Genomic DNA, 20,364 nt, shown 5'->3' with positions numbered 1-20,364 from the left:
GCCATCGCGCATGGCCTGAATGCGACTTCGAAGGTGTGGATTGAGACCAAACTCGGCCATATGACGCCGGGATGGAACCCCTGGAGGACAAAAACTTGCCTAAAACCTGCCAAAATCTTTGCCGGCGCAAGAATCGGCTCGACCGGAGGCCGCAAGCCCGGCAAAGCGTACAAGTCGAAGCAAACTGCACTTGTAGGCCGGAATTTGGCCTGATTTAATTCCTAGATTATGTCGCCATAGGGACATGTGTTTGAACTGCCGCTTGCGGAACCAAATCGCCGCCTGCGACTTTATGATCGAAGGACACCTGGAGAGGACCCATGAAAAAGAGCATTCTTCTTATACCGGCACTGCTTCTCGGCATCGCTGCCTGCACGCCCACGGAACAGGGCGCGGCGTTCGGCGGCGCCAGCGGCGCGGCCATCGGTGCGCTCGCTTCCGGCAACAAGGTTGAAGGCGCCATTATCGGCGGCGCCATCGGCACGGTGGCCGGCGCTCTCGTCGGACGTGCATCGGAAAACAGCAACCGCTGCGTCTACCGCGATGAATATGGCCGCCGCTACGAAGCGCGCTGCCCACGCGGCTACTGACCGCAAGGCATATAGACGTCAGCCGACCGCTTGAACCGATCAGGCCGGGGTGTTCGCATCCCGGCCTTTCGTATCGGCCACGTTTTCGTATTGACCCTTTCCATCCCCCTTCTCACGAGCTCGAATTGACTTTTGTCAATCGACATGAATAATGTCGAGCGGAGGAGCGGCATGGCTTATCGTCCCACGGATCAGATCATTCATAAAGCCGCCTGGCTTTATTATACGCACGGCCTGCGCCAGGATGAGGTTGCGCAGCGGCTGAACATCTCGCGCGCCTCCGTGGCACTCTACCTGCGCAAGGCGCGGGAAGCCGGCATCGTCAACATCTCGACATCGACCCACCTGTTCCGCGACGATCGCCTGGCGCGCCGCGTCGAAGACGCGTTCGGTCTCGATACGGTCTGGCTTACCGGCGAGGAGGGACTTGCCGCCACGCCGGCCGCCGAAATTCCAACGCTTGCCGCCAATGTCTTCGTCGAGATGGTGGAGAATGGCGGCCGCGTCTGCGTCGCCTGGGGGCGCACCGTCTACGCCATCGCCGACGCGATGAACTACGCCGACCGCGAGGGCGTGACCGTGGTGGAGATGTGCGGCAATCTCGGCTCGCCCTACTCCTATCGCCCCGACCAATGCACGATGGAGATCGCCCGCCGGCTGAATGCAAGGGGGCTGAACTTCTATGCGCCGCTCGTGCTCAGCACGGAGAAACTGGCGCGCGAACTGCGCGAGGAACCGGTGATCCGCGAACAGCTCGACGGCATCGGCGATTGCGATCTGGCACTGTTCACGGTCGGCGCGCTGGACACGGACAGCCATGTCATCAAATGTGGGGCGCTCAGCCTCGATGAGCTGGCGAAGCTGAAGGCGCTGGGCGCCGCCGGCGTCATCGCCGGACAGATGATCGGCGCCGACGGAAAATTGCTCGACTGCGACTACAACCGGCGCATGATCTCGGCCGATTTCGACGCGATCCGGGCCATTCCCAGGCGCCTGATGGTCGTGCAGGAAGACGAGAAACTCGAGCCGCTTCTGGCTGCCATCGCCGGCCGGTTCTTCACCCACCTGGTGACCACGTCCTCGATGGCCGAACGGCTGGTCGAGCATCATGCGAAACCAGTGCCGGCCTGATCATCGTCCAGATCACGGCCGGCAAGCCAAAACCCAAGTCAATAAACAGGAAGACGATGCAGAACCTTTGGAATGACAGCCACGCCGAAAAGCTGGTCGAGGATTACGCGAAGAAGGGCGTCGCCCGCGATCTGGCGTTGCGGGTCTATACGACGCGGCTGCTGGGCGGCGAGCCGCGGCTGGTGCTGCATGGCGGCGGCAACACCTCGCTGAAGACCACGACGACCGACATACTGGGCCGGGAATGGGAGGTGCTGTGCGTCAAGGGCAGCGGCTGGGACATGGGCGTCATCGAGCCGGCCGGCCTGCCGGCGGTGAAGATGGACACGCTGCTGGCCGCCCGCAGCCTTGGCACGCTCGGCGACGAGGACATGGTGGCGATGCAGCGCGCCAGCCTGATCGACCCCGGTTCCCCGAACCCGTCGATCGAAACGCTGCTGCACGCCTTCCTGCCGCAAAAGTTCGTTGACCACACCCATTCGACGGCGATCCTGGCACTGGTCGATCAGCAGGACAGCGAAGCGCTGTGCAAGAAGGTGTTCGGCGCCAAGATGGGCTTCGTGCCCTACATCAAACCGGGCTTCGATCTGGCCAAGGCGGCCGCCGACATCTACGACGCCAACCCTCAAGTCGACGGCCTGATCCTCGACAAGCACGGCATCTTCACCTTCGCCGAGACGGCGAAGGACGCCTACGATCTGATGATCCAATACGTGACCATGGCCGAGGATTACGTCGCCAGGAACGGCAAGGCGCCGTTCAAGCCCGTCGCCCTGCCCGCGCAGCCCGCCGCGCCGGCCGAGATCGAGCCCTATCTGCGCGGCGCGATCGCCATTCCCGAGGGCGACGGCAAGTTCGGCCGCATGGTCTGCGATTTCCGCACCTCGCCGAAGATCCTCGACTACGTGAACGCCGACACGGCGGAAGAGTTGGCGACGCGCGGCGTGTCCACGCCGGATCTGTCGATCCGCATCAAGACCGGCCCGATGGTGCTGCCGGCGCCCGAGGCGGGCAAGCTCGACCAGTATGGCAAGGTGATCCGCGAGAAGGTCGCCGAATACGCCGCCCGCTACAAGAACTACTTCGAGACCAACAACGCGGCCGACGATGTGGAGCGCACCATGCTCGACACCATGCCGCGCCTGACGCTGGTGCGCGGGCTCGGCTTGTTCGGCCATGGCCGCAGCATGAAGGAGGCGAAGATCGCCGCCGATGTCGGCGAAATGCTGGTCGAGGCGGTGACGGGAGCCGAGGCCATCGGTTCGTTCCATCCACTGGCGCTGTCCGACCTGTTCGAGCTCGAATACTGGTCTCTGGAGCAGGCAAAGCTTGCCTCCAACAAGCCGAAGCCCTTGTCTGGCCAGGTGGCGTTGGTGACAGGCGGCGCTGGCGCCATCGGCGCCGCCACCGCAAAGCTGTTCGCCGCACAGGGCGCGCATGTGGTCGTGGTCGACCTCGATGAAGCCAAGGCGCAGGCCGCCGCCAAGCAGGCCGGCAACGCCTCGATCGGCGTCGGCGCGGACGTCACAGACCCGGCTGCCGTGCGCGCCGCCTTCGACAGGGCGCGCGCCGTGTTCGGCGGCGTCGACATCGTGGTCTCCAATGCCGGGGCCGCCTGGGAAGGCAAGATCGGCGAACTGGACGACGCCACACTGCGCAAGAGCTTCGAACTCAACTTCTTTGCCCATCAGAGCGTCGCGCAGAATGCCGTCAGGCTATTCAAGCAGCAGGGCACGGGCGGCGTGCTGCTGTTCAACGCCTCGAAGCAGGCGGTCAATCCCGGTGCGAATTTCGGCGCCTATGGCCTGCCGAAGGCGGCAACCCTGTTCCTGTCGCGGCAATATGCGCTCGACTACGGTTCGATCGGCGTGCGCTCGAACGCCGTCAACGCCGACCGCATCCGCTCCGGTCTCCTGACCGACGAAATGATCGCCAGCCGCTCGACGTCGCGTGGCCTGTCGGAGAAGGATTATATGGGCGGCAATCTGCTCGGCCTGGAGGTGCGCGCCGAAGACGTTGCGCAAGCCTTCCTGCACCAGGCACTCGCCGAACGCACGACCGCCGATGTCACCACCGTCGACGGTGGCAACATCGCCGCGGCGTTGCGATAGCCAAGTCCGCCCTCCGGCTTCCGTTCCATGCGAGCGAGAGGGCGGATGCTCACAACCAGAAAATCTGGCGGCTCAATGCCGCCATTTTTGTCTGCTCCGCTCCAAACAACGAATCTTTTGAAAGAGACTGGAATTTCCAGAAGCATTATATATTATAATAATACCAATATTAATATTATATTTCCTTATATAAATATTATCTTTACATATATTAGTACTTTTTCAGGAGTCGAGTAACTTGGGTTTTTACCGTTTTATACTTTTTCTATTTTTCCTAAGCTGCACGCCACTGTGGTCTTCACCAGCCGAGGCGGACACCGAGAAATCGCGCCCCACGGTCGCGCTGATGTCCTCGTCCAGTGCCATCGACGAGACCATGATCGCGCCGATGAAGTCGATGCTGGAAGACGCCGGATACGAAGTTATCGATCGGTATTTCCAGCAGATCATATCTGATTTCGGCTATGTCAATACGGACCGCGAGCGGGCGCGTCAGCTGCTTGATGCCTTGCTGGACGACTCAGTCGACATCATCTGGTTCATGCGCGGCGGTGGCGGCGCGATGAACCTGATGCCATATCTCGATCAGCGGAAGCCCGATCTGGCCAATGCGCGGCACAAGTACATCATCGGATACAGCGACGTCACAGCGATCCACTCATGGCTGAACGAGCAACTCGGATGGCCTTCCATCCACGGCGTCCTTGCCGCGCTAAATCAGCAGATGGCAGCGCTTGGCATAAGCTCGAGCACCATCAACGACCTGGAGCCGCTTCCATGGATCCCGGATATCGCCAAGCAGGGCCTCGCGTACACCAGCTTCCAGCCGCTGAACCAGGCCGCTCGCGATGGTGTCACCGGTGAGTTGCGTGGCGGCAACATGACACTCTTGATGGCCGCCATCTCAACGCCCTGGGAGCCTGACTATGCCGAGAAACTTCTCTTTCTCGAAGACGTCAATGTCAGTCCACGCCAGCTCGACCGCGCCTTGCAGCAGCTCCTGTTCAAAAAGGACTTGCAGGTCAACGGCATCATCTTCGGGCAGTTTTTCCCGCTTGACGCGTCAGATGCCGAGCGGCTCCTCTACAAGAGCGTCATACGCCGCTTTGCCGAACGGTTCGGCCGCCCGGTCTTTTACTTCCCAAGCGTTGGCCATGGGCGTCACAATCGGCCGCTTCTGCTTGGCCAGACGGCCGCGGTTGGTTGCACCGCCGAAAGTGATTACTGCACGATGACGCAGCCACCGGTCGTCGAGTGGACAGCGTTTCAGAAGTAACACCAAGGAAGAAAACAGACCCGTAATGCCAAAGGGCGGCCCGGGAGCCGCCCTCTACCTTATCTGGTTTACCGCTCGCGCCTCAGTCGCGCGGCGGCAGGGGCATCCATGCCGGCACCGCCACATCGGCGTGGGCGAACTGCGGCAATTTCTGCGCCAGTTCATCCATGTTCTTGATGTCGCCGTCGTTGAGCGCCTTCTGGGTGATCAGCGTCGGCGGAACGATGACGCTCTTGCCCGGCTCCTCGCCGGCCAAAAGCATGGCGAGCGCGCGCACGGAAACCTCGCCGACAACGGCGGGATTGGTCGCGGCGGTCGCCGCCCAGGCGCTGCCCGGCTCGCGCATGGCCGAAATGTCGGCGGTCGAGACGTCGGCCGAGTAGATCTTGATGCTGTCGGACATGCCGGCCTCGTCGACGGCGATCTTCACACCCTTGGCGAACTCGTCATAGGGCGCGAACATGACCTGGATGTCCGGATTCGCGGTGACCACCGAACGTGCCTGGTTGGCGACGGAATTGGCGATCGGGTTGTCGAGCGTGCCGAACATCGCCACTTCCTCGATGCCCGAATACTTTTCCTTGAATTCGCGCCAGGTCTCGTCGCGGCGGTCGAGCGGGGCGATGCCGGCCACATAGACATAGCCGGCCTTCCAGCTCTCGCCATTGTCGGCAATGGCCTGCTCCAGCGCCAGGCGCGCCAGATCGCGGTCGGACTGCTCGACCTGCGGGATGGCGTCGTTTTCCACATTCACGTCGAAGGCGACGACCTTGATACCGGCGTCGACGGCCCGCTGGGCTGCTTCCTTCATCGATTCGGTCAGGCCATGCTGGATGATGATGCCATCGACGCCGAGCGCGATCGCCTGGTCGACCATGTCGGCCTGAAGGGCAGCGTCCTGGCGGCTGTCGAGCACGCGCAGATTGACGCCCAGAGCCTTGGCCTGCGCCTCGACGCCCGACAGATAAGCCTGGAAGAAATCGCCCGTCGAGAGATAGCGCACCAGCGCGATCTCGACGTCGCCCGGATTGTCGAACGGGGCCGGCTTGTCCTGCGCCACCGCGGCCGCGGGTAGCAACATCGTGGCTCCGGCCAGTGCCGCCGCCATCTTGCCCAACAGTCTGCGTGAAATTTGCATGCTTTCCTCCATACTGTTTCTACTCGTTTTCAATCGATGCGGGCGCTAGCGGGCTTTCCTCCCCAGAAGCGCAAAGGTGAAGATCAAGGCGATGACGAGCACCGCGCCCTTGACGAAATCCTGCGTGTAATAAGGCACGTTCATCATGGTCAGCCCCTGCAGCAGCACGCCGACGAACAGCGCGCCGATCGCCGTGCCGAAAGCGTTCGGCTTGGCCGCGCCCAGAACCGCGAAGCCGATCAGCGCGGCGGCGACCGCATCGAGCAGCAGATTGTTGCCGGAGGCGATGTCGCCACGGCCGAGCCGCGCGGCCAACAGAATGCCGCCGATGGAGGCGAAGACACCCGAGATCACATAGGCCCAGATGCGGTAGGCCTTGACCGGCGCGCCGGCGAACTCGGCCGCCCGCTCATTGGAGCCGACCGCATACATCATGCGGCCGAAGCGCGTGTATTCGAGGAAGAACCAGATGACGATGGCCAGCACGATCAGCACCACCACGGAGGCCGGCACCAGATTGTCTATGAACAGGTCGAACCGGTGCCGCCCGAGCGCCAGGAAGGCCGGGCTGAACGTGCCTTCGGCTGTCGAGCCGTCCGGCAGGGTCATGCCGGTGGCGATGGAGCGTCCTTCGGTCGGGATGCGCTGCAGGCCGATCAGAAGGAACATCATGCCGAGCGTGGCCAGCAGGTCAGGCACCCGCATATAGCAGATGATCAGCCCGTTGATCAGGCCGACCAGCGCGCCGATGGCCAGGCAGGCGATCACGGCGACCAGCGCGTTCTGCTCCAGCACCACCATCACATAGGCCGCCGCCATCATCGAACTGGTGGCGATCGAGCCGATGGAGAGGTCGAAGCCGCCGACCACCAGCGTGGCGGTGACGCCCAGCGCCAGGATGCCGGTGATGGACACGGACTGGAGGATGAAGACAGCGGCTTGCGGCGAGGTGAAGCCGCGCGTGGCGAGCGAGAAAAAGACGATCAGGCCGACGAGCAGCGCCAGGAAGCCGTAGCGGATCGCCAGTTCGCGCGCCGAAAGGCGCGCTGCCGGCGGCTGAGGCGTTTCGACCGGTGTTTTCTCCGCCGTCCGGCTGTCCATTCTCTAAACGCTCCCTGCGGTTTCGTGTTGCTTTCCGGCGACCTCGGCCAGCAGCTTGTCCATATCCACATCGGCGTTGCGATGCTCGCCGACGATGGTGTTCTCCGACATGACCAGAATGCGGTCCGCCGTTTCCAGCGCCTCATCCAGTTCGGTCAGGAAAAGAAGGGTCGCCCGCCTGCCGGCACTCTCGCGCAGCTTGGCGGCGATGTCGTGGCGGGCGGCGATATCGACGCCCTGGAAAGGCTCGTCGAGGATGAGCAGCCGCGAAGGCTGGGTCAGCCAGCGCGCCACCGTCACCTTCTGCTGGTTGCCGCCCGACAGGGTCGCCAGATCGTCGCGCTCGGTGCGGCAGACGATTTTCAGGTCGGCGATCTGCGTGCGGGCCGTCTGCCGCTCGGCGCGGCGGCGCGCAACGCTCAGGCGCGAGAAGCGTGGCAGGAACGGCAGGCTCATGTTCTCGTAGATGTTGAAATCCGGCACGATGCCGGTCGAGGCGCGATCCTTGGCGACCAGGAAGACCCCGTTGCGAATGGCGTCCGCCGCATTGCGCGGCGCATGGGGCCGGCCATCCAGCCGCATGGTCCCCGAAAACGGCCGATGGATGCCGAACAAGATTTCGGCAAGCCGGGTCTTGCCGACGCCGACCAGACCCGTGATCGCCACCACCTCGCCGGCGCCCAATGCCATGGACAGTGGTTTGGCGCCGGGCGCGATGGTCAATCGGCTGGCCGAGAAGACCGGCTCGGCGGCATCGCGGGCGTCGATGCCGTGCAGGCCGAGATTCTGGCCGAGCATGGCGTTCACCGCGCCCTCATAGTCGAGCGGCTTGTCCTCGAACCGGCCGGCAATCGCCCCGTCGCGCAGGCTGACGATGCGGTCGGCCAGGCGGCGAATGTCCGACATGCGGTGCGAGATGTAGAGGATCGCGACGCCGCGCGCGCGCAACCGGTCGATCAGGGCGAACAGCCGTTCCGCCTCGTTGCTCGACAGCGACGAGGTCGGTTCGTCGAGAATCATCACCTGCGGCTCATGCGCCATGGCGCGGGCGATGGCGACCATCTGCCGGTCGGCCAGCGAGAGATCCGTCACCTCTGCGGCGAGATCGATGCCGAGCCCCATCCGGTCGGCGACGTCGCGCGCTTCACGCCTGATGCGGCGCGGGTTGAAGAACAGTCCGCGACCAGCGCCGTTCAGCCGGTCGAGCACGAGGTTGGTGGCGACGTCGAGCGCGCCGACCACGCCGTCATTGATGTTCTGGTGCACCGTCACCACGCCGGCGCGCATCGCCTCGGCGGGAGAAATGGGAGAGAACGGCTTGTCGCCCATCATCATCACGCCACGGTCGGCGCGATGAACGCCGCTCATGATCTTGACGAGCGTCGACTTGCCGGCGCCATTGGCGCCCATCAAAACGGTGACCTCACCGGCGTGCAGGTCGAGCCCCACCCCGCGCAACACGGCGTTGGGGCCGAATGCCTTGGTCAACCCGGCAATGCGAAAAATGGCGTCTTCGCCCATGCTCTCCTCCCATTCCGACGCTACCAGCAAACAAGCAATTGTCAACATGATTGACAAATGACAGAGCATTGATAGCGTGGTGACTATGGCGGCGCCCGCCCCTCACCCTTACCCTCTCCCCGCTCGCGGGGAGAGGGAGGTGCCCACGTTGCGATTATCCTCCTTCTCCCCGCGCGCGGGGAGAAGGTGCCGGCAGGCGGGTGAGAGGCGAGCGTCACGCGTCCGGCGCGCATGGAGGAGACAGGAAGCATGAAAGACAACGCCTTCGAGGCATTGACGGTGGAGACGCTGCCGGCCAGGCTCGGTGCGATCGACGAAATCGCCGCGCGCGTCGGCGGTGCGCCGGACGGCTGGAAAGTCCGGGAAGTCGGCGACGGCAACCTCAACCTCGTCTTCATCGTCGAGGGCGCGACGGAAACCGTCATCGTCAAGCAGGCGCTGCCCTATGTGCGCCTCGTCGGCGACAGCTGGCCCCTGCCCCTGAAACGCTCCTTCTTCGAATATCACGCGCTGACCCGGCAACAGCACCGCGCACCGGGCACGGTCCCCGCGCTCCATTATTTCGACGAGGCGCAGGCGCTGATCGTGATGGAGTATCTATCGCTGCACGTCATCCTCAGGCGCGCGCTGATCGAGGGCCGGCAGTTGCCGAAGATCGGCCGGGACCTCGGCCTGTTCATGGCGCACACGCTGTTCCGCGGCTCCGACCTCTCGATGAAGGCGTCCGAGCGCAAGGCGGACCTGGCGCTGTTCGCCGACAATGTGGAACTGTGCGACATCACGGAAAACCTCGTCTTTTCCGATCCCTATTTCGAAGCGCCGATGAACCGGCACACGCCGGGCCTGGATGCATTGGTGAAGGAGTTGCGTGCCGACCGCGACCTCAAGGTCGCCGCCCAGCGCATGAAGCACATCTTCGCCACCAGGGCCGAGACCATGGTGCATGGCGATCTGCATTCGGGTTCCGTCATGGTGACGGACGACGAAACCAGGGTGATCGACCCGGAATTCGCCTTCTATGGCCCGATGGCCTTCGATGTCGGCATGCTGCTCGCCAATTACTGGATGGCCTACTTTTCGCAGCGTGGTCACGAGGGCGGCGGCAGCCGCGACCCGATGCGGGTCTATCTGCTCGGCGTCGTCGACGAGACCTGGACTGTCTTCCGGGAGGAATTCGCCCGTCTCTGGCGCACCGAACGCAGCGGGATTCTCCATCAAGCCGCCCTATATGAAGACCAGGGTGACGGATTGGCTGCCGAACAGGCGCTCAACCATGTGATCCACGATCTGTGGACGGACATGCTGGGCTTTGCCGGCATCGAGATGCACCGGCGCATCCTCGGCCTCGCGCACAATGCGGATTTCGAGGAGATCGAGGACGAGGCGCTGCGCGCCTCCTGCGAGGCGGCGGCGCTGAAGTTCGGCCGCCACGTCACCGTCAACCGCAACACCATACAATCGCTGGCCGAACTGGACGCGCTGGCTGAAGCACTGGACCAGGGGAAACTGAAATGAAGGTCGCCGACAAGCACTATCGCACCATCTGGCTGAACGAGGATGGACGGTCCGTCGACCTGATCGACCAACGCTGGCTGCCGCATGAACTGCGCATCGAGACCGTTGGCACGGTCGACGGCATCGCCACCGCCATCCGCGACATGTGGGTGCGCGGCGCGCCGCTGATCGGCGTCACCGCCGCCTATGGCGTGGCGATCCGCATGGGCGAGGCCCCCTCCGATGCAGCGCTCGACGATGTCTGGGAGACGCTGCACGAGACGCGCCCGACGGCGATCAACCTGCGCTGGGCGCTCGACGCGATGCGCACCATGCTGCGCAAGCTGCCGGAGGCGGAGCGCGCCGCGGCCGCCTATGCGCGCGCCGCCGAGATCGCCGACGAGGATGTCGAGCTCAACCGCAACATCGGCCGGCATGGGCTCGAAATCATTCGCGAAATCGCCGCGCGGAAAAAGCCCGGCGAGCCGGTCAGCATCCTCACCCATTGCAATGCCGGGTGGCTTGCCACCGTCGACTACGGCACGGCCACCTCGCCGATCTATCTGGCTGTCGAGGCAGGCATCCCGGTCCACGTCTATGTGGACGAAACGCGGCCGCGCAACCAGGGCGCCCACCTGACCTCCTGGGAGATGGCCGGCCATGGCGTGCCGCACACGCTGGTGGTCGACAATGCCGGCGGCCACCTGATGCAGCACGGCATGGTCGACATGGTCATCGTCGGCACCGACCGCACGACGGCCGATGGCGACGTGTGCAACAAGATCGGCACCTATCTCAAGGCGCTGGCGGCGAAGGACAATGGCGTGCCCTTCTACGTCGCGCTCCCCTCGCCGACCATCGACTGGACGGTGCGCGACGGGGTGAAGGAAATTCCGATCGAGGAACGTTCGGGCGACGAGGTGTCGCTGGTGTGGGGCAAGGACGAGGCTGGCCAGGTGCGCCAGGTGCGCATCTCGCCCGAAGCGACGCCCGCCGGCAATCCCGCCTTCGACGTGACCCCGGCGCGGCTGGTGACCGGTCTCATCACCGAGCGCGGCATCGCCGAGGCTTCCGCCAAGGGATTGAGGAACCTGTTCCCCGATCGCGCCGACGCCGATGCCGCCTGACAGGCCTCGAAAAGCGATTCCGAAGATGCGCTCAAGGCGCTGATTTCACAGACTTTTCGCCGTATCTGCAGAAACGGTTTCCGGGCGCTTCATCCAAACCCTCTCGCCCGGCATCCGGCTCTCGTGGTTGGGCAAGGCCCGCATCAGGGCTCCGCAATTCGTCACGTCTGTTCTCTATTCCGGCGCGCCCGCCTCCAGCCAGCGGGCAAAGAGCGCAACCCGTTCCGCCGGCCAGGCGCCGTCGCAGGGCATAGTGCCGGCGCGCAGCCTGTGCAGGATCGCCGTGCCGTGCTTCTCGACATCGTCGCGCGACCAGAGATCGAAGGCGAAACGCATCGAATTGCGGTCGACCTGACGGAACAGCGGCCGGATATGCTCGGCAAAGCCGACGGCCTCCCCCTCGCCCGGCAGCGGGGGCGCCGGCACCGAACGCTCCTCCTCCTGCTGCAGCGCCGAGATGCGCGCGCCGGGCGTCGCATCGCACACCCACCACCAGCGCGGCACGGGCATGTGCGGCGGCGGCACGGCATCGACCTGGGAGTTCTCGACGGCGATGCGCGAACCCCATTCGATATAGGCGACGAAGGCGGCGCGGAATTCCGGGTCGGTCGGCAGACCCGCCTCGTCGGCGCTCGCGGCCATCAGGCTCGCCCAGCGGGCGCGCTGCTCGGGCGTGATCTTCTTGCCTACATGCTGGGAGACCATACGCCGATACCCGCCATAGCGCTCCGAATAGAGCTTCGGCCCGCCGAACACCTCAGAGAGCCAGGCGGCGACGCGCTCGGGATGGTCGGGCAGCATATCGGCGAAGAGCGGGCCGATCAGCGGGTCATCCGGCACGTGGCGCGTGTAGAAGATGGTCGTCATGGCAAGCAGGGCCGGATAGCCGCCAGCCCATTCGTACAAGGTCGGCTCGCGCTCCCGGTCAAGCGGTTCGCGCGCGGCGGTGCGGGCGGTGTCGTCAGATGCGGGGTCCGTCGGGTCGTTCATAGTCGCCATCCATGCATGCTGAAGAGGTGGAAGTCTTCGATCCACGCGCTAAGGTAGCGCCCGGCCTCGCCACGCAGATAAGCGCGGCGGACGAAACAGTTCAACGAACCAGATGGTAAGCAGATGGACAGAGCCAGCCCCGGAAAGCGCTACCCCGTCTTCGGCTGCCCGGTGGAGTTCTCGCTGAGCATCCTCGGCGGCAAATGGAAGCCCGTCATCCTCGCCCGCCTCAAGCAGCAGCCGATGCGCTACAGCGATCTGAGGCGCGCCCTGCCGCGCCTCAGCGACAAGATGCTGACGCAGCGCCTGCAGGATCTGGAGACCGATGGGCTGGTCACCGTCGAGCCGAGCGAGGGCGGAACCGTGCGGTTCTACCGGCTGACGCAGCGCGGCGAATCGCTGCGCGCAGTCCTCCAGGCGCTCTACGATTGGGGCGCCGACCAGGCGCTGCAGATGGATGTGCGGGTCAGATCCATGCCGCCGGGCAAAGAGCCCGACGACTGAGCCGCCTTGCGGAACTGAATCCGCTTTGCAAGGCAAGGCATTGACTTCACAGTGTTTCCAACCCGTCAGTAAGGCGTGTCGCCGCCGTCGATGGTGATCGACTGGCCACGGATGATCTTCGCCGTATCGGACAGCAGGAACACCACCACACGGCCGACCTCGATCGGCTGGATGTGGCGGCCGAGCTGATGCGGCACCATCGCCTTCATCATTTCATCCGATTTCTCCTTGTCGCCGCCGACGATGAAATCGGCGACGCTCTTCAGCATGTCCGTCGCCACGCCGCCGGGGCAGACGGCGTTGACGTTGATGTTGCGCGCCGCCCATTCGAGCGACAGCGAGCGCGTCAGGTTGATGACGGCCGCCTTCGAGGCGTTGTAGCCGGCCATGTTGGGATAGCCGACCTTGCCGGCGTTGGAGGCGATGTTGACGATCGCCCCGCCCTCGGCGCCGAAACGGCGCGCGGCCGCCTGGGCGGCGAGCAGAACGCCCTTCACATTGACCGCCATTTCCAGGTCGATGTCGGAGGCCTTCATCGCATCCGCCGGGCCGAGACGCACCACGCCGGCATTGTTGACCAGGCCATCGAGCCGGCCTGTCTTCGCGACGATCTCCGCGAAAGCCGCCTCGAGGCTCGCCGCATCGGTGACGTCGGCGGTGGCCGTCGCAACGCGCTCACCAGCGCCCAGCGCTGCCGCCGCCTCATCCAGCTTGGCGCCCGGCAGATCGAGGAGGGCCACCCGCCCGCCCGCTTCCAGTATGGCCTGCGCGATGCCGCGGCCAATGCCGCCAGCCGCGCCTGTGACCGCAATGACCCTGCCTTCAAGCGGCTGCATGTCTGTCGTTCCCATAATGATTCAACTGCCTCGCAAACTGATTCCGTTGTTCGTCATAACTGCTTGTTTTCAGAACCGAACCTCACCAGGTCGAGCGGGTGCTGACGCCGCCGTCGACGATCAGGTCGGCGCCGCTCACCCAGCGCGCCGCATCGGAGAGGAGGAACAGCGCGGCGTCGCCGATGTCCTGCGGCTGGCCGAGACGGCCAAGGGGTGCCGCCTCCTTCCAGCGGGCAACGCCCTCGGGCCAGCCTTCCTCGATGCCGTCGCGATGGATGAGACCGGGCGAGATGGCGTTGACGCGAATGCCGCGCGCGCCAAGCTCGAGGCCCGCCGCCTTGGTGAACATCAAGAGCGCCGCCTTGGAGGCCGCGTAATGCGCATGGCCGGGCGCCGGCTGATGCCCCTCGATGGAGGCGATGTTGACCACCGCGCCACCACCACCCCGCTGCTCCACATGGGCGGCGAAGGCGCGCGTCAGCAGGAAGGGGGCGGCGGTGTTGACCGCCATCATCCGCGCCCAGTCCTCCTGTGAAATCTGCATCAGGGGCGCGACCGGCTGGAAGCCCGCATTGTTGACCAGCGCATGGACGGCAGCGAATCTTTCGAGCGCCGCATTCATCAGCGCCGCGACGTCGGCATCGTCCGACAGATCGGCGCGAACCGCAATCGCCTTCTCGCCAATGCCTGCGGCAAGCGCCTCGGCGGCCGCCCGGTTGCCAAGATAATGGCAGACCACATTGGCGCCGGCCTCGGCCAGCCGTCCGGCAATGCCGCTGCCGATGCCGCCGCTGGCGCCGGTGACGATGACCGTCCGCCCGGTGAGGTCAAGAAGGCTGGAAACGGGTGGAATGGCGTTCTGCATGGATCAGGCTCCCTTCAGGGCAGGCAATAAATGGGCGAGGATCGCTTCGATCTTGCGGCCGGCGATCTCGGCATTGGCGAAAACATAGTCGATCGTGTCGACCTGCTGGTCGGGGCCGCCGGTCGCCTCGTTGGTGATGGCCGACAGGCCGATGACCGGCAGTTCGCAATGACCGGCGGCGATCACCTCGGTCACCGTCGACATGCCGACCGCATCCGAACCCGAGGCGCGGTAGTAGCGGCGTTCCGCGGACGTCTCGAGCGAGGGACCGAGCACGCCGGCATAGATGCCCTGGCGGACGGCAATGCCTGCCGCCTTCGCGGCATCTTTCGCGGCGACCAATAACTCAGGATCATAGGCGCGCGACATGTCGGGAAAGCGGATGCCGATGGCATCGTCATTCGGCCCGACCAGCGGGTTCACACCGGTGAAGTTCATGTGATCCTCGATCAGCATCACATCGCCCGGCGCGTAGTCCGGATTGAGCGACCCTGCCGCATTGGTGACGACGAGGGTCTCGGCGCCGAGGCGCTGCAACAGGTAGACGGCGAGCGCGATGTCGCGCGGCGCCCAGCCCTCGTAGAGATGCAAGCGCCCCTGCATCATCACGACGCGGCGGCCATGCAGCGTGCCGATGACGAAGGCGCCCTTGTGGCCGGGCGCGGTGGAGACCGGAAAACCCTCGACCTCGCCATAGGGGATCGTCACGGCGTCCTCGACCTTGTCGGCGAGCTGGCCCAGGCCCGACCCCAGCATGATGGCGACGGCGGCCGGCGCGCCGGCGCGCTCCCTGATGGAGGCGTGGGCGCGCTCAAGGCGCGCGAGTTGGCTTTCGGTCATGACCGGATCTCCTTCGGCATTCTGGTTCAGGCAATGGTGGCGGCGATGCGCGGCGCAAGACGCGCCACCTCGTCAAGCGTTTCGTCGATGGAATGACGCGTGAGTTGACCATCACGCACCACGTGTTCGCCGCCAACGAACACATGGCGTACATCGGATTTGGCCGTCGAATAGACCAGATGCGTGACCGGATCGAACAGCGGCACCGCATGCGGGCGCCTCACATCGACGAGAATCATGTCGGCGAGCTTGCCCGTCTCCAGGCTTCCCAGGCGGTCGCTCGCGCCGAGCGCCCGCGCACCGGTGGTGGTGACCATGGCCAGCGCTTCAATGGTGGAAACCGCATCGGCGCGCTGTGTGGCGCCCTTGTGCAGGGTCGCGGCCATGCGCAGGGCCAGCCACATGTCGAGATCGTTGCCGCTGATCGCCCCGTCCGTGCCGAGCGCCACATTGACGCCCGCCGACAGCATGTCGGGAATGCGGGCGATGCCGGAGGCAAGCTTCAGGTTCGACATGGGATTGTGCGAGACCGTCGCGCCCGTGCGCGCCAGGATGTCGATTTCCTCGTCATCCAGATGGACGCAATGGGCGAGCGTCGCGCGCTCGTCGAGCAGGTCGAGATGATCAAGGTGGCGGATGACCGATCTGCCATAGCGGCCCTGAATGTCATCCTGCTCGGCCTTGGTTTCGGCCGCATGGGTGCTGAACAGGCCGCCATGCCGGTCGGCGATGGCGCGTGCCGCCTTCAGGTTCTCCGGCCCGACCGTATAGGCGCCATGCGGCATGGTCGCCGCGAAGACATCGTCCGCACCGCCGAACGCGGCGAAGAAATCCTCCGCCGCTTTGATGCGGCTGTCGAGATCGCCGCCGGTGACGCCCGGACCGTCGAAGAAGATGCCGCCGGTGGCGACCCGCATGCCCAGTTTGCGCGCGGCGCGCACGGTCTCGCCCGGATACCAGAACATGTCCATGACGCTGGTGACGCCCGACAGGAGGAGTTCGGCGCAGCCGAGAACGCTGCCCAGATAGGACGTTTGCGGATTGAGAATCGCGCCTTCCGCCGTCCACACCTTCTGCAGCCAGGGTTCCAGCGGCAGATCCTCGACCAGCCCGCGAAACAGGCTGTCGGCGGCGTGGCAATGGGCGTTGACCAGCCCCGGCATCAGGATGTGACCGGCGCCGTCGACGACCGTCTTTGCCGATTGGATGGCGGCCGCCAGATCCGCCGAGGCGGCGACCTGTGTGATGCGACCACCTTGCACGGCAACACCACCGTCTTTGATAACGGTGTTCTTGCCGTCGCAGGCAACGACGATGGCGTTTCGGATGACGAGGTCGACGTTCATGAAGCCCCTCCCCTGGCTCGCCTGGCCCGCCACCAGGACAGGACGACCAGCACGACAAGCGTGGCGAGATACGGCATCATGTCGGTGAACTGCTGGGCAAGCCCCAGGCCCTGCACGCGGAAGGACAGGCTGTCGACCGCGCCGAACAGAAGCGCGATGAAGAACAGCGGCCAGGGCCGGCCGCGCGTCAGGAGCACGGCGACGACGGCGATCCAGCCGCGCCCGGCGCTCATGTTCTCGACGAACAGATTGACGTTGGCGATGGAGAGCTGCGCACCACCGAGGCCGCACAGCGCACCGCAGGCGACCAGCGCCAGGAGCTGCACGCGCCGCGGGCTGACGCCGCCGGCGCGCAGGGCGTCGGCATTCTCGCCGGCAGCGCGAATGCGCAGGCCGAGCCGATGCCGGGCCAAGAAGACGTGCAGCAGCGGCACGCAGGCAAGCGCCAGGTAGAACAGGATCGACTGGCCGCTGAGCACCGGCCCGAGAACCGGAATATCCTCGATCAGCGGAATCCGGATGGACCCGAAACCGGCGATGGCCGGGTCGCTGAAAGCGCCGGTCACATTAAAGACGGCGCGCAGCAGGAAGGTGGTGAGGCCGGCTGCCAGGAGGTTGATGGCGATGGAGACGACAATGGCATCGCCGCCGCGCCTGAGGTTGAACTCGGCGAATATCAACCCCATCGTCATGCCGGCCGCCATAGCGACCCCGGCTCCCAGATAGGGTGAGCCGGAAAAGTAGGCCCCCAGCACGGCAGCGAAGGCGCCGGTGAGCAGAAACCCCTCGAGCGCGATGTTGAAGACGCCTGCCCGTTCGCACAGGACTCCGCCCAGCGCTGCCAGCAGGATCGGCGTGACGAAACGCGGTATCGAGGCGGCAAAGGAGGGATCGAGCAACAGCTCAAGCATTGCCGCCTCCTCGCTCTTTCGACGACAGCGCGCCGGAGACGCGGCTGGCGACGAACAGGATGATCACCGCCTGGATCACCAGGGCGATCTCCTTCGGCACGCCGGCGGCGCGCTCCATGCCGGCGGCCCCGGTCTGGACCGCGGCGAAGAAGAAGCCGGACAGCGGCACGGCCCATGGGACCATGCCGACCAGAAGCACGGCGATGATGCCGGTCCAGGCATACAGCGGCTGCACCAGCATGCCGTCGATGTAGCGGTGATGGATGCCGAACACGGCAATCGCCCCGACAAGACCGGCGATGGCGCCACTGATGGCCAGGGTCTGCAGCGTCAGCTTGCGCACCGGCAGGCCGACCGTGCGGGCGAAATCGGCTGAAAGGCCATTCAGCCGCGTGTGGTAGCCGTGTACCGTCCAGTAGCTGTAGACGAGCGCGAAAGCAGTCGCGGCCAGTGTGAACAGAATGCCGATGTCGAGCCGTGTGCCGGGGAAATAGGCGAGCCAGGTCTCCTGCGGCACGAGATGCGACTGGACCATGCCGGACGGCACGTCGCGGAAGGGATGGGCGACCGCATAGGAAGCGATGTAGCGGATCGGATAGTTGAGGAGCAGCGAACCGACCAGCAGAGGCACGCCCATATAAAGCTGCAGAACGCCGGCGATGAGCGCCCAGAGCGCGCCGGCCAGCATCGCCGCCAGAATGGCAACCACGAGAACGACGAGGGGCGGTCCCGGCAGGAGAGTGGCCACCAGCGCGGCGACCAGCCCGCCGGCGACGAGCTGCCCCTCGCCGCCGATGTTGAACAGGCCGGCGCGAAAGCTCAGCATCACCGAAATCGCCATGCCGGTGATCAGCGCCGTGCGGCTGAGCGTCGCCATCAGATAGGCGTGGCGGCGGCCGCCAAAGGCGCCTTGCAGGAAACCCGAGATCGCCTCGCCGAAGGGCGCGCCGACGAACAGGAGCAAGGCAAAGATGATGGCGGCGATCCACAGGACCGTGAAGGCCCAGGGCAAGACCGCGCGCATTGTGCCGTTGGCGAACTTCATCACGCGACCTTTCCCAGCGCATCGGCCGCACGCGACGTCATCAGCGCACCGACCCGCTCGCGGCTGGCCTCGCCGCCCGCCACTTCACCGGAGACCCTGCCGTCATACATGACCAGGATGCGGTCGGACAACGCGATCACCTCGTCGAGCTCGGTGGAGATCAGCAAGATGGCGTGGCCCGCATCGCGCATGCGCATCAGCTCGCCGTGGATGAAATCGATGGCGCCGATGTCGACCCCCCAGGTGGGATTCTCGGCGATCACCAGCGGCGTGCTGCGGCCGAGCTCGCGGCCGACGACCAGCTTTTGCTTGTTGCCGCCCGACATGGTCGCGGCGGCGGCGCGCGGGCCGGCAACACGGATGCGGTAATTGTCGATCAGCGCCCGGGCGAACCGCGCCATCGCCGAATGCCTGAGGAACGGTCCGATGGTGAAGGATTTGCGGTCGTCGCGCCCGGCATTGGCGTTTTCGGTGACCGACGCGCCCAGCGCCAATCCCATGCGCTGGCGATCCTCGGGAATATAGCTCAGGCCGAGACGGCGGCGCGCGCCGACATCGCGCTTTTCGATGCGCTGGCCGCACAGGCTGATGGCGCCGGAGCGCAGCCGTTCAAGACCGGTCAGCGCACGGACCAGCTCGGCCTGGCCGTTGCCGCTAACGCCGGCAATGCCGACGATCTCGCCGGCGCGCAGATCGAAGGAAATCGGCCCCACATCCTGACCGCGCCGGGGCACGGTCAATGCGTCGACCGCCAGCACCACGTCACCCGGCTCCTGCGCCTTGCGGATGCGGGGCGCCGGCAATGCACCGCCGACGATGCCACGGGCGATCTCTTCCTTGGAGGTCTCGGCAAGCGGCGAGGACGCCACAAGGCGGCCGGCGCGCATGACACTCACCCGGTCGGCGATCTCCACCACCTCGTCCAGCTTATGGGTGATGAGGACGATTGCCTTGCCGGCGGCGCGGAAGCTGCGCAGCGTGTCGAACAGGCGGTCCTTTTCCTGCGGCGTCAATACGGCGGTCGGCTCGTCGAGGATGAGCAGATCCGCCTCGCGGTAAAGAACCTTGAGAATTTCCACCGCCTGGCGCTCGCCGACCGAGAGACGGCCAAGTTGCCGGTCGAGATCGATGGAGACGCCGTGGCTTTCGGCGATCGCGTCAAGCCTGGCGCGCGCGCCGGCGAAATCAACGAAGCCGAAGCGGCCGACCGGTTCGGCGCACAGGACGATGTTTTCCAGCACCGACATGGAATCCTGCAGCATGAAATGCTGATGCACCATGCCCAGCCCGGCGCGGATCGCATCCTGCGGCGAGGCCCAGCGACGCTCCACGCCGTCGATGGCGATGGTCCCTTCGGCAGGCGTCACCAGGCCGAACAGCATGTTCATCAAGGTCGACTTGCCGGCGCCGTTCTCGCCGACCAGGGCATGAATCTCGCCCGGCTCGATGCCGAGCGAAACCTGGTTGACGGCGGTCACCGGGCCGAAGCGGACGGTTACCCCGCTGAGAGCAATGCGCATCGCCTGAACCCGTCCCGA

The 20,364-nt window shown here is 65.2% G+C and carries 18 protein-coding genes; 7 read left to right on the top strand and 11 right to left on the bottom strand.

Annotated features, from left to right (window positions below; all coding sequences use genetic code 11):
- Positions 1 to 320 precede the first annotated feature (320 nt).
- From AB843_RS06485 to AB843_RS06470, 4 genes are all read left to right on the top strand, one after another.
- A complete protein-coding gene (locus AB843_RS06485) occupies positions 321 to 590 on the top strand; it encodes a YMGG-like glycine zipper-containing protein (RefSeq protein ID WP_048645988.1) in 270 nt (89 codons plus the stop codon).
- Between the two features lie 171 nt (positions 591 to 761).
- Positions 762 to 1,721 (top strand): sugar-binding transcriptional regulator, encoded by a 960-nt coding sequence (locus tag AB843_RS06480; RefSeq protein WP_048646129.1) that lies wholly within the window; start codon positions 762 to 764, stop codon positions 1,719 to 1,721.
- 56 nt (positions 1,722 to 1,777) lie between these two features.
- Positions 1,778 to 3,832 (top strand): bifunctional aldolase/short-chain dehydrogenase, encoded by a 2,055-nt coding sequence (locus AB843_RS06475; protein WP_048645987.1) that lies wholly within the window; start codon positions 1,778 to 1,780, stop codon positions 3,830 to 3,832.
- 238 nt (positions 3,833 to 4,070) lie between these two features.
- Positions 4,071 to 5,108, top strand: a complete 1,038-nt coding sequence (locus AB843_RS06470; RefSeq protein WP_157384443.1) for an LD-carboxypeptidase — start codon at positions 4,071 to 4,073, stop codon at positions 5,106 to 5,108.
- 82 nt (positions 5,109 to 5,190) lie between these two features.
- On the opposite strand, the gene AB843_RS06465 is transcribed toward AB843_RS06470, so the two are convergent.
- From AB843_RS06465 to AB843_RS06455, 3 genes are read right to left on the bottom strand one after another with little or no spacing between them, the layout of a single operon-like run.
- Positions 5,191 to 6,246 carry a substrate-binding domain-containing protein gene (locus AB843_RS06465; RefSeq protein ID WP_048646128.1) on the bottom strand — a complete coding sequence of 352 codons (1,056 nt, stop codon included), beginning with the start codon at positions 6,244 to 6,246 and terminating at the stop codon, positions 5,191 to 5,193.
- A gap of 45 nt (positions 6,247 to 6,291) precedes the next feature.
- Positions 6,292 to 7,347 carry an ABC transporter permease gene (locus AB843_RS06460; protein WP_048645985.1) on the bottom strand — a complete coding sequence of 352 codons (1,056 nt, stop codon included), beginning with the start codon at positions 7,345 to 7,347 and terminating at the stop codon, positions 6,292 to 6,294.
- A gap of 3 nt (positions 7,348 to 7,350) precedes the next feature.
- Positions 7,351 to 8,868, bottom strand: coding sequence for a sugar ABC transporter ATP-binding protein (locus AB843_RS06455; protein ID WP_048645984.1), 1,518 nt, complete (start codon positions 8,866 to 8,868; stop codon positions 7,351 to 7,353).
- Positions 8,869 to 9,117: 249 nt separating this feature from the next.
- Between AB843_RS06455 and mtnK the strand changes: the two genes are divergently transcribed.
- Positions 9,118 to 10,383: an S-methyl-5-thioribose kinase gene (mtnK, locus tag AB843_RS06450; protein WP_048645983.1), complete on the top strand. Its 1,266-nt coding sequence runs from the start codon at positions 9,118 to 9,120 to the stop codon at positions 10,381 to 10,383.
- Complete coding sequence (mtnA, locus tag AB843_RS06445; protein WP_048645982.1) at positions 10,380 to 11,489, top strand: S-methyl-5-thioribose-1-phosphate isomerase; 1,110 nt, start codon at positions 10,380 to 10,382, stop codon at positions 11,487 to 11,489. Before mtnK ends, mtnA begins: the two co-directional genes overlap by 4 nt.
- A 174-nt stretch (positions 11,490 to 11,663) precedes the next feature.
- Here the strand turns inward: mtnA and AB843_RS06440 are convergent, their stop codons facing one another.
- Positions 11,664 to 12,479 (bottom strand): group II truncated hemoglobin, encoded by an 816-nt coding sequence (locus AB843_RS06440; protein WP_244467913.1) that lies wholly within the window; start codon positions 12,477 to 12,479, stop codon positions 11,664 to 11,666.
- Between the two features lie 123 nt (positions 12,480 to 12,602).
- Here AB843_RS06440 and AB843_RS06435 point away from each other — a divergent pair, with 123 nt between their 5' ends.
- Positions 12,603 to 12,983, top strand: coding sequence for a winged helix-turn-helix transcriptional regulator (locus AB843_RS06435; RefSeq protein WP_048645981.1), 381 nt, complete (start codon positions 12,603 to 12,605; stop codon positions 12,981 to 12,983).
- A 65-nt stretch (positions 12,984 to 13,048) separates the two neighbouring features.
- On the opposite strand, the gene AB843_RS06430 is transcribed toward AB843_RS06435, so the two are convergent.
- The 7 genes from AB843_RS06430 to AB843_RS06400 form a co-directional block, all read right to left on the bottom strand.
- A complete protein-coding gene (locus AB843_RS06430; protein WP_087587048.1) occupies positions 13,049 to 13,819 on the bottom strand; it encodes an SDR family NAD(P)-dependent oxidoreductase in 771 nt (256 codons plus the stop codon).
- A gap of 82 nt (positions 13,820 to 13,901) precedes the next feature.
- Entirely contained in the window at positions 13,902 to 14,684 is a 783-nt protein-coding gene (locus tag AB843_RS06425) for an SDR family NAD(P)-dependent oxidoreductase (RefSeq protein WP_048645979.1), read from the bottom strand.
- 3 nt (positions 14,685 to 14,687) lie between these two features.
- Positions 14,688 to 15,524 carry a purine-nucleoside phosphorylase gene (locus AB843_RS06420; RefSeq protein WP_048645978.1) on the bottom strand — a complete coding sequence of 279 codons (837 nt, stop codon included), beginning with the start codon at positions 15,522 to 15,524 and terminating at the stop codon, positions 14,688 to 14,690.
- Between the two features lie 26 nt (positions 15,525 to 15,550).
- A complete protein-coding gene (locus AB843_RS06415; protein WP_048645977.1) occupies positions 15,551 to 16,870 on the bottom strand; it encodes an amidohydrolase family protein in 1,320 nt (439 codons plus the stop codon).
- Positions 16,867 to 17,781: an ABC transporter permease gene (locus AB843_RS06410; RefSeq protein ID WP_048645976.1), complete on the bottom strand. Its 915-nt coding sequence runs from the start codon at positions 17,779 to 17,781 to the stop codon at positions 16,867 to 16,869. The genes AB843_RS06415 and AB843_RS06410 overlap by 4 nt, the downstream gene beginning before the upstream one ends.
- Positions 17,774 to 18,826, bottom strand: coding sequence for an ABC transporter permease (locus tag AB843_RS06405; protein ID WP_048645975.1), 1,053 nt, complete (start codon positions 18,824 to 18,826; stop codon positions 17,774 to 17,776). The genes AB843_RS06410 and AB843_RS06405 overlap by 8 nt, the downstream gene beginning before the upstream one ends.
- Positions 18,826 to 20,346 carry an ABC transporter ATP-binding protein gene (locus AB843_RS06400; protein WP_048645974.1) on the bottom strand — a complete coding sequence of 507 codons (1,521 nt, stop codon included), beginning with the start codon at positions 20,344 to 20,346 and terminating at the stop codon, positions 18,826 to 18,828. Before AB843_RS06400 ends, AB843_RS06405 begins: the two co-directional genes overlap by 1 nt.
- Positions 20,347 to 20,364 lie beyond the last annotated feature (18 nt).

This window comes from Nitratireductor soli (assembly GCF_001050155.1).
Lineage (GTDB): Bacteria > Pseudomonadota > Alphaproteobacteria > Rhizobiales > Rhizobiaceae > Nitratireductor > Nitratireductor soli.
This window is presented reverse-complemented; position numbering and strand designations above follow the sequence as displayed.

Coding starts and splice junctions, on each gene's coding strand:
- AB843_RS06465 (WP_048646128.1), bottom strand. CDS start 6,246: ATGCAAATTTCACGCAGACTGTTGGGCAAGATGGCGGCGGCACTGGCC.
- AB843_RS06425 (WP_048645979.1), bottom strand. CDS start 14,684: ATGCAGAACGCCATTCCACCCGTTTCCAGCCTTCTTGACCTCACCGGG.
- mtnA (WP_048645982.1), top strand. CDS start 10,380: ATGAAGGTCGCCGACAAGCACTATCGCACCATCTGGCTGAACGAGGAT.
- AB843_RS06415 (WP_048645977.1), bottom strand. CDS start 16,870: ATGAACGTCGACCTCGTCATCCGAAACGCCATCGTCGTTGCCTGCGAC.
- AB843_RS06435 (WP_048645981.1), top strand. CDS start 12,603: ATGGACAGAGCCAGCCCCGGAAAGCGCTACCCCGTCTTCGGCTGCCCG.
- AB843_RS06430 (WP_087587048.1), bottom strand. CDS start 13,819: ATGCAGCCGCTTGAAGGCAGGGTCATTGCGGTCACAGGCGCGGCTGGC.
- AB843_RS06460 (WP_048645985.1), bottom strand. CDS start 7,347: ATGGACAGCCGGACGGCGGAGAAAACACCGGTCGAAACGCCTCAGCCG.
- AB843_RS06405 (WP_048645975.1), bottom strand. CDS start 18,826: ATGAAGTTCGCCAACGGCACAATGCGCGCGGTCTTGCCCTGGGCCTTC.
- AB843_RS06400 (WP_048645974.1), bottom strand. CDS start 20,346: ATGCGCATTGCTCTCAGCGGGGTAACCGTCCGCTTCGGCCCGGTGACC.
- AB843_RS06480 (WP_048646129.1), top strand. CDS start 762: ATGGCTTATCGTCCCACGGATCAGATCATTCATAAAGCCGCCTGGCTT.
- AB843_RS06420 (WP_048645978.1), bottom strand. CDS start 15,524: ATGACCGAAAGCCAACTCGCGCGCCTTGAGCGCGCCCACGCCTCCATC.
- AB843_RS06410 (WP_048645976.1), bottom strand. CDS start 17,781: ATGCTTGAGCTGTTGCTCGATCCCTCCTTTGCCGCCTCGATACCGCGT.
- AB843_RS06455 (WP_048645984.1), bottom strand. CDS start 8,868: ATGGGCGAAGACGCCATTTTTCGCATTGCCGGGTTGACCAAGGCATTC.
- AB843_RS06475 (WP_048645987.1), top strand. CDS start 1,778: ATGCAGAACCTTTGGAATGACAGCCACGCCGAAAAGCTGGTCGAGGAT.
- mtnK (WP_048645983.1), top strand. CDS start 9,118: ATGAAAGACAACGCCTTCGAGGCATTGACGGTGGAGACGCTGCCGGCC.
- AB843_RS06440 (WP_244467913.1), bottom strand. CDS start 12,479: ATGAACGACCCGACGGACCCCGCATCTGACGACACCGCCCGCACCGCC.
- AB843_RS06485 (WP_048645988.1), top strand. CDS start 321: ATGAAAAAGAGCATTCTTCTTATACCGGCACTGCTTCTCGGCATCGCT.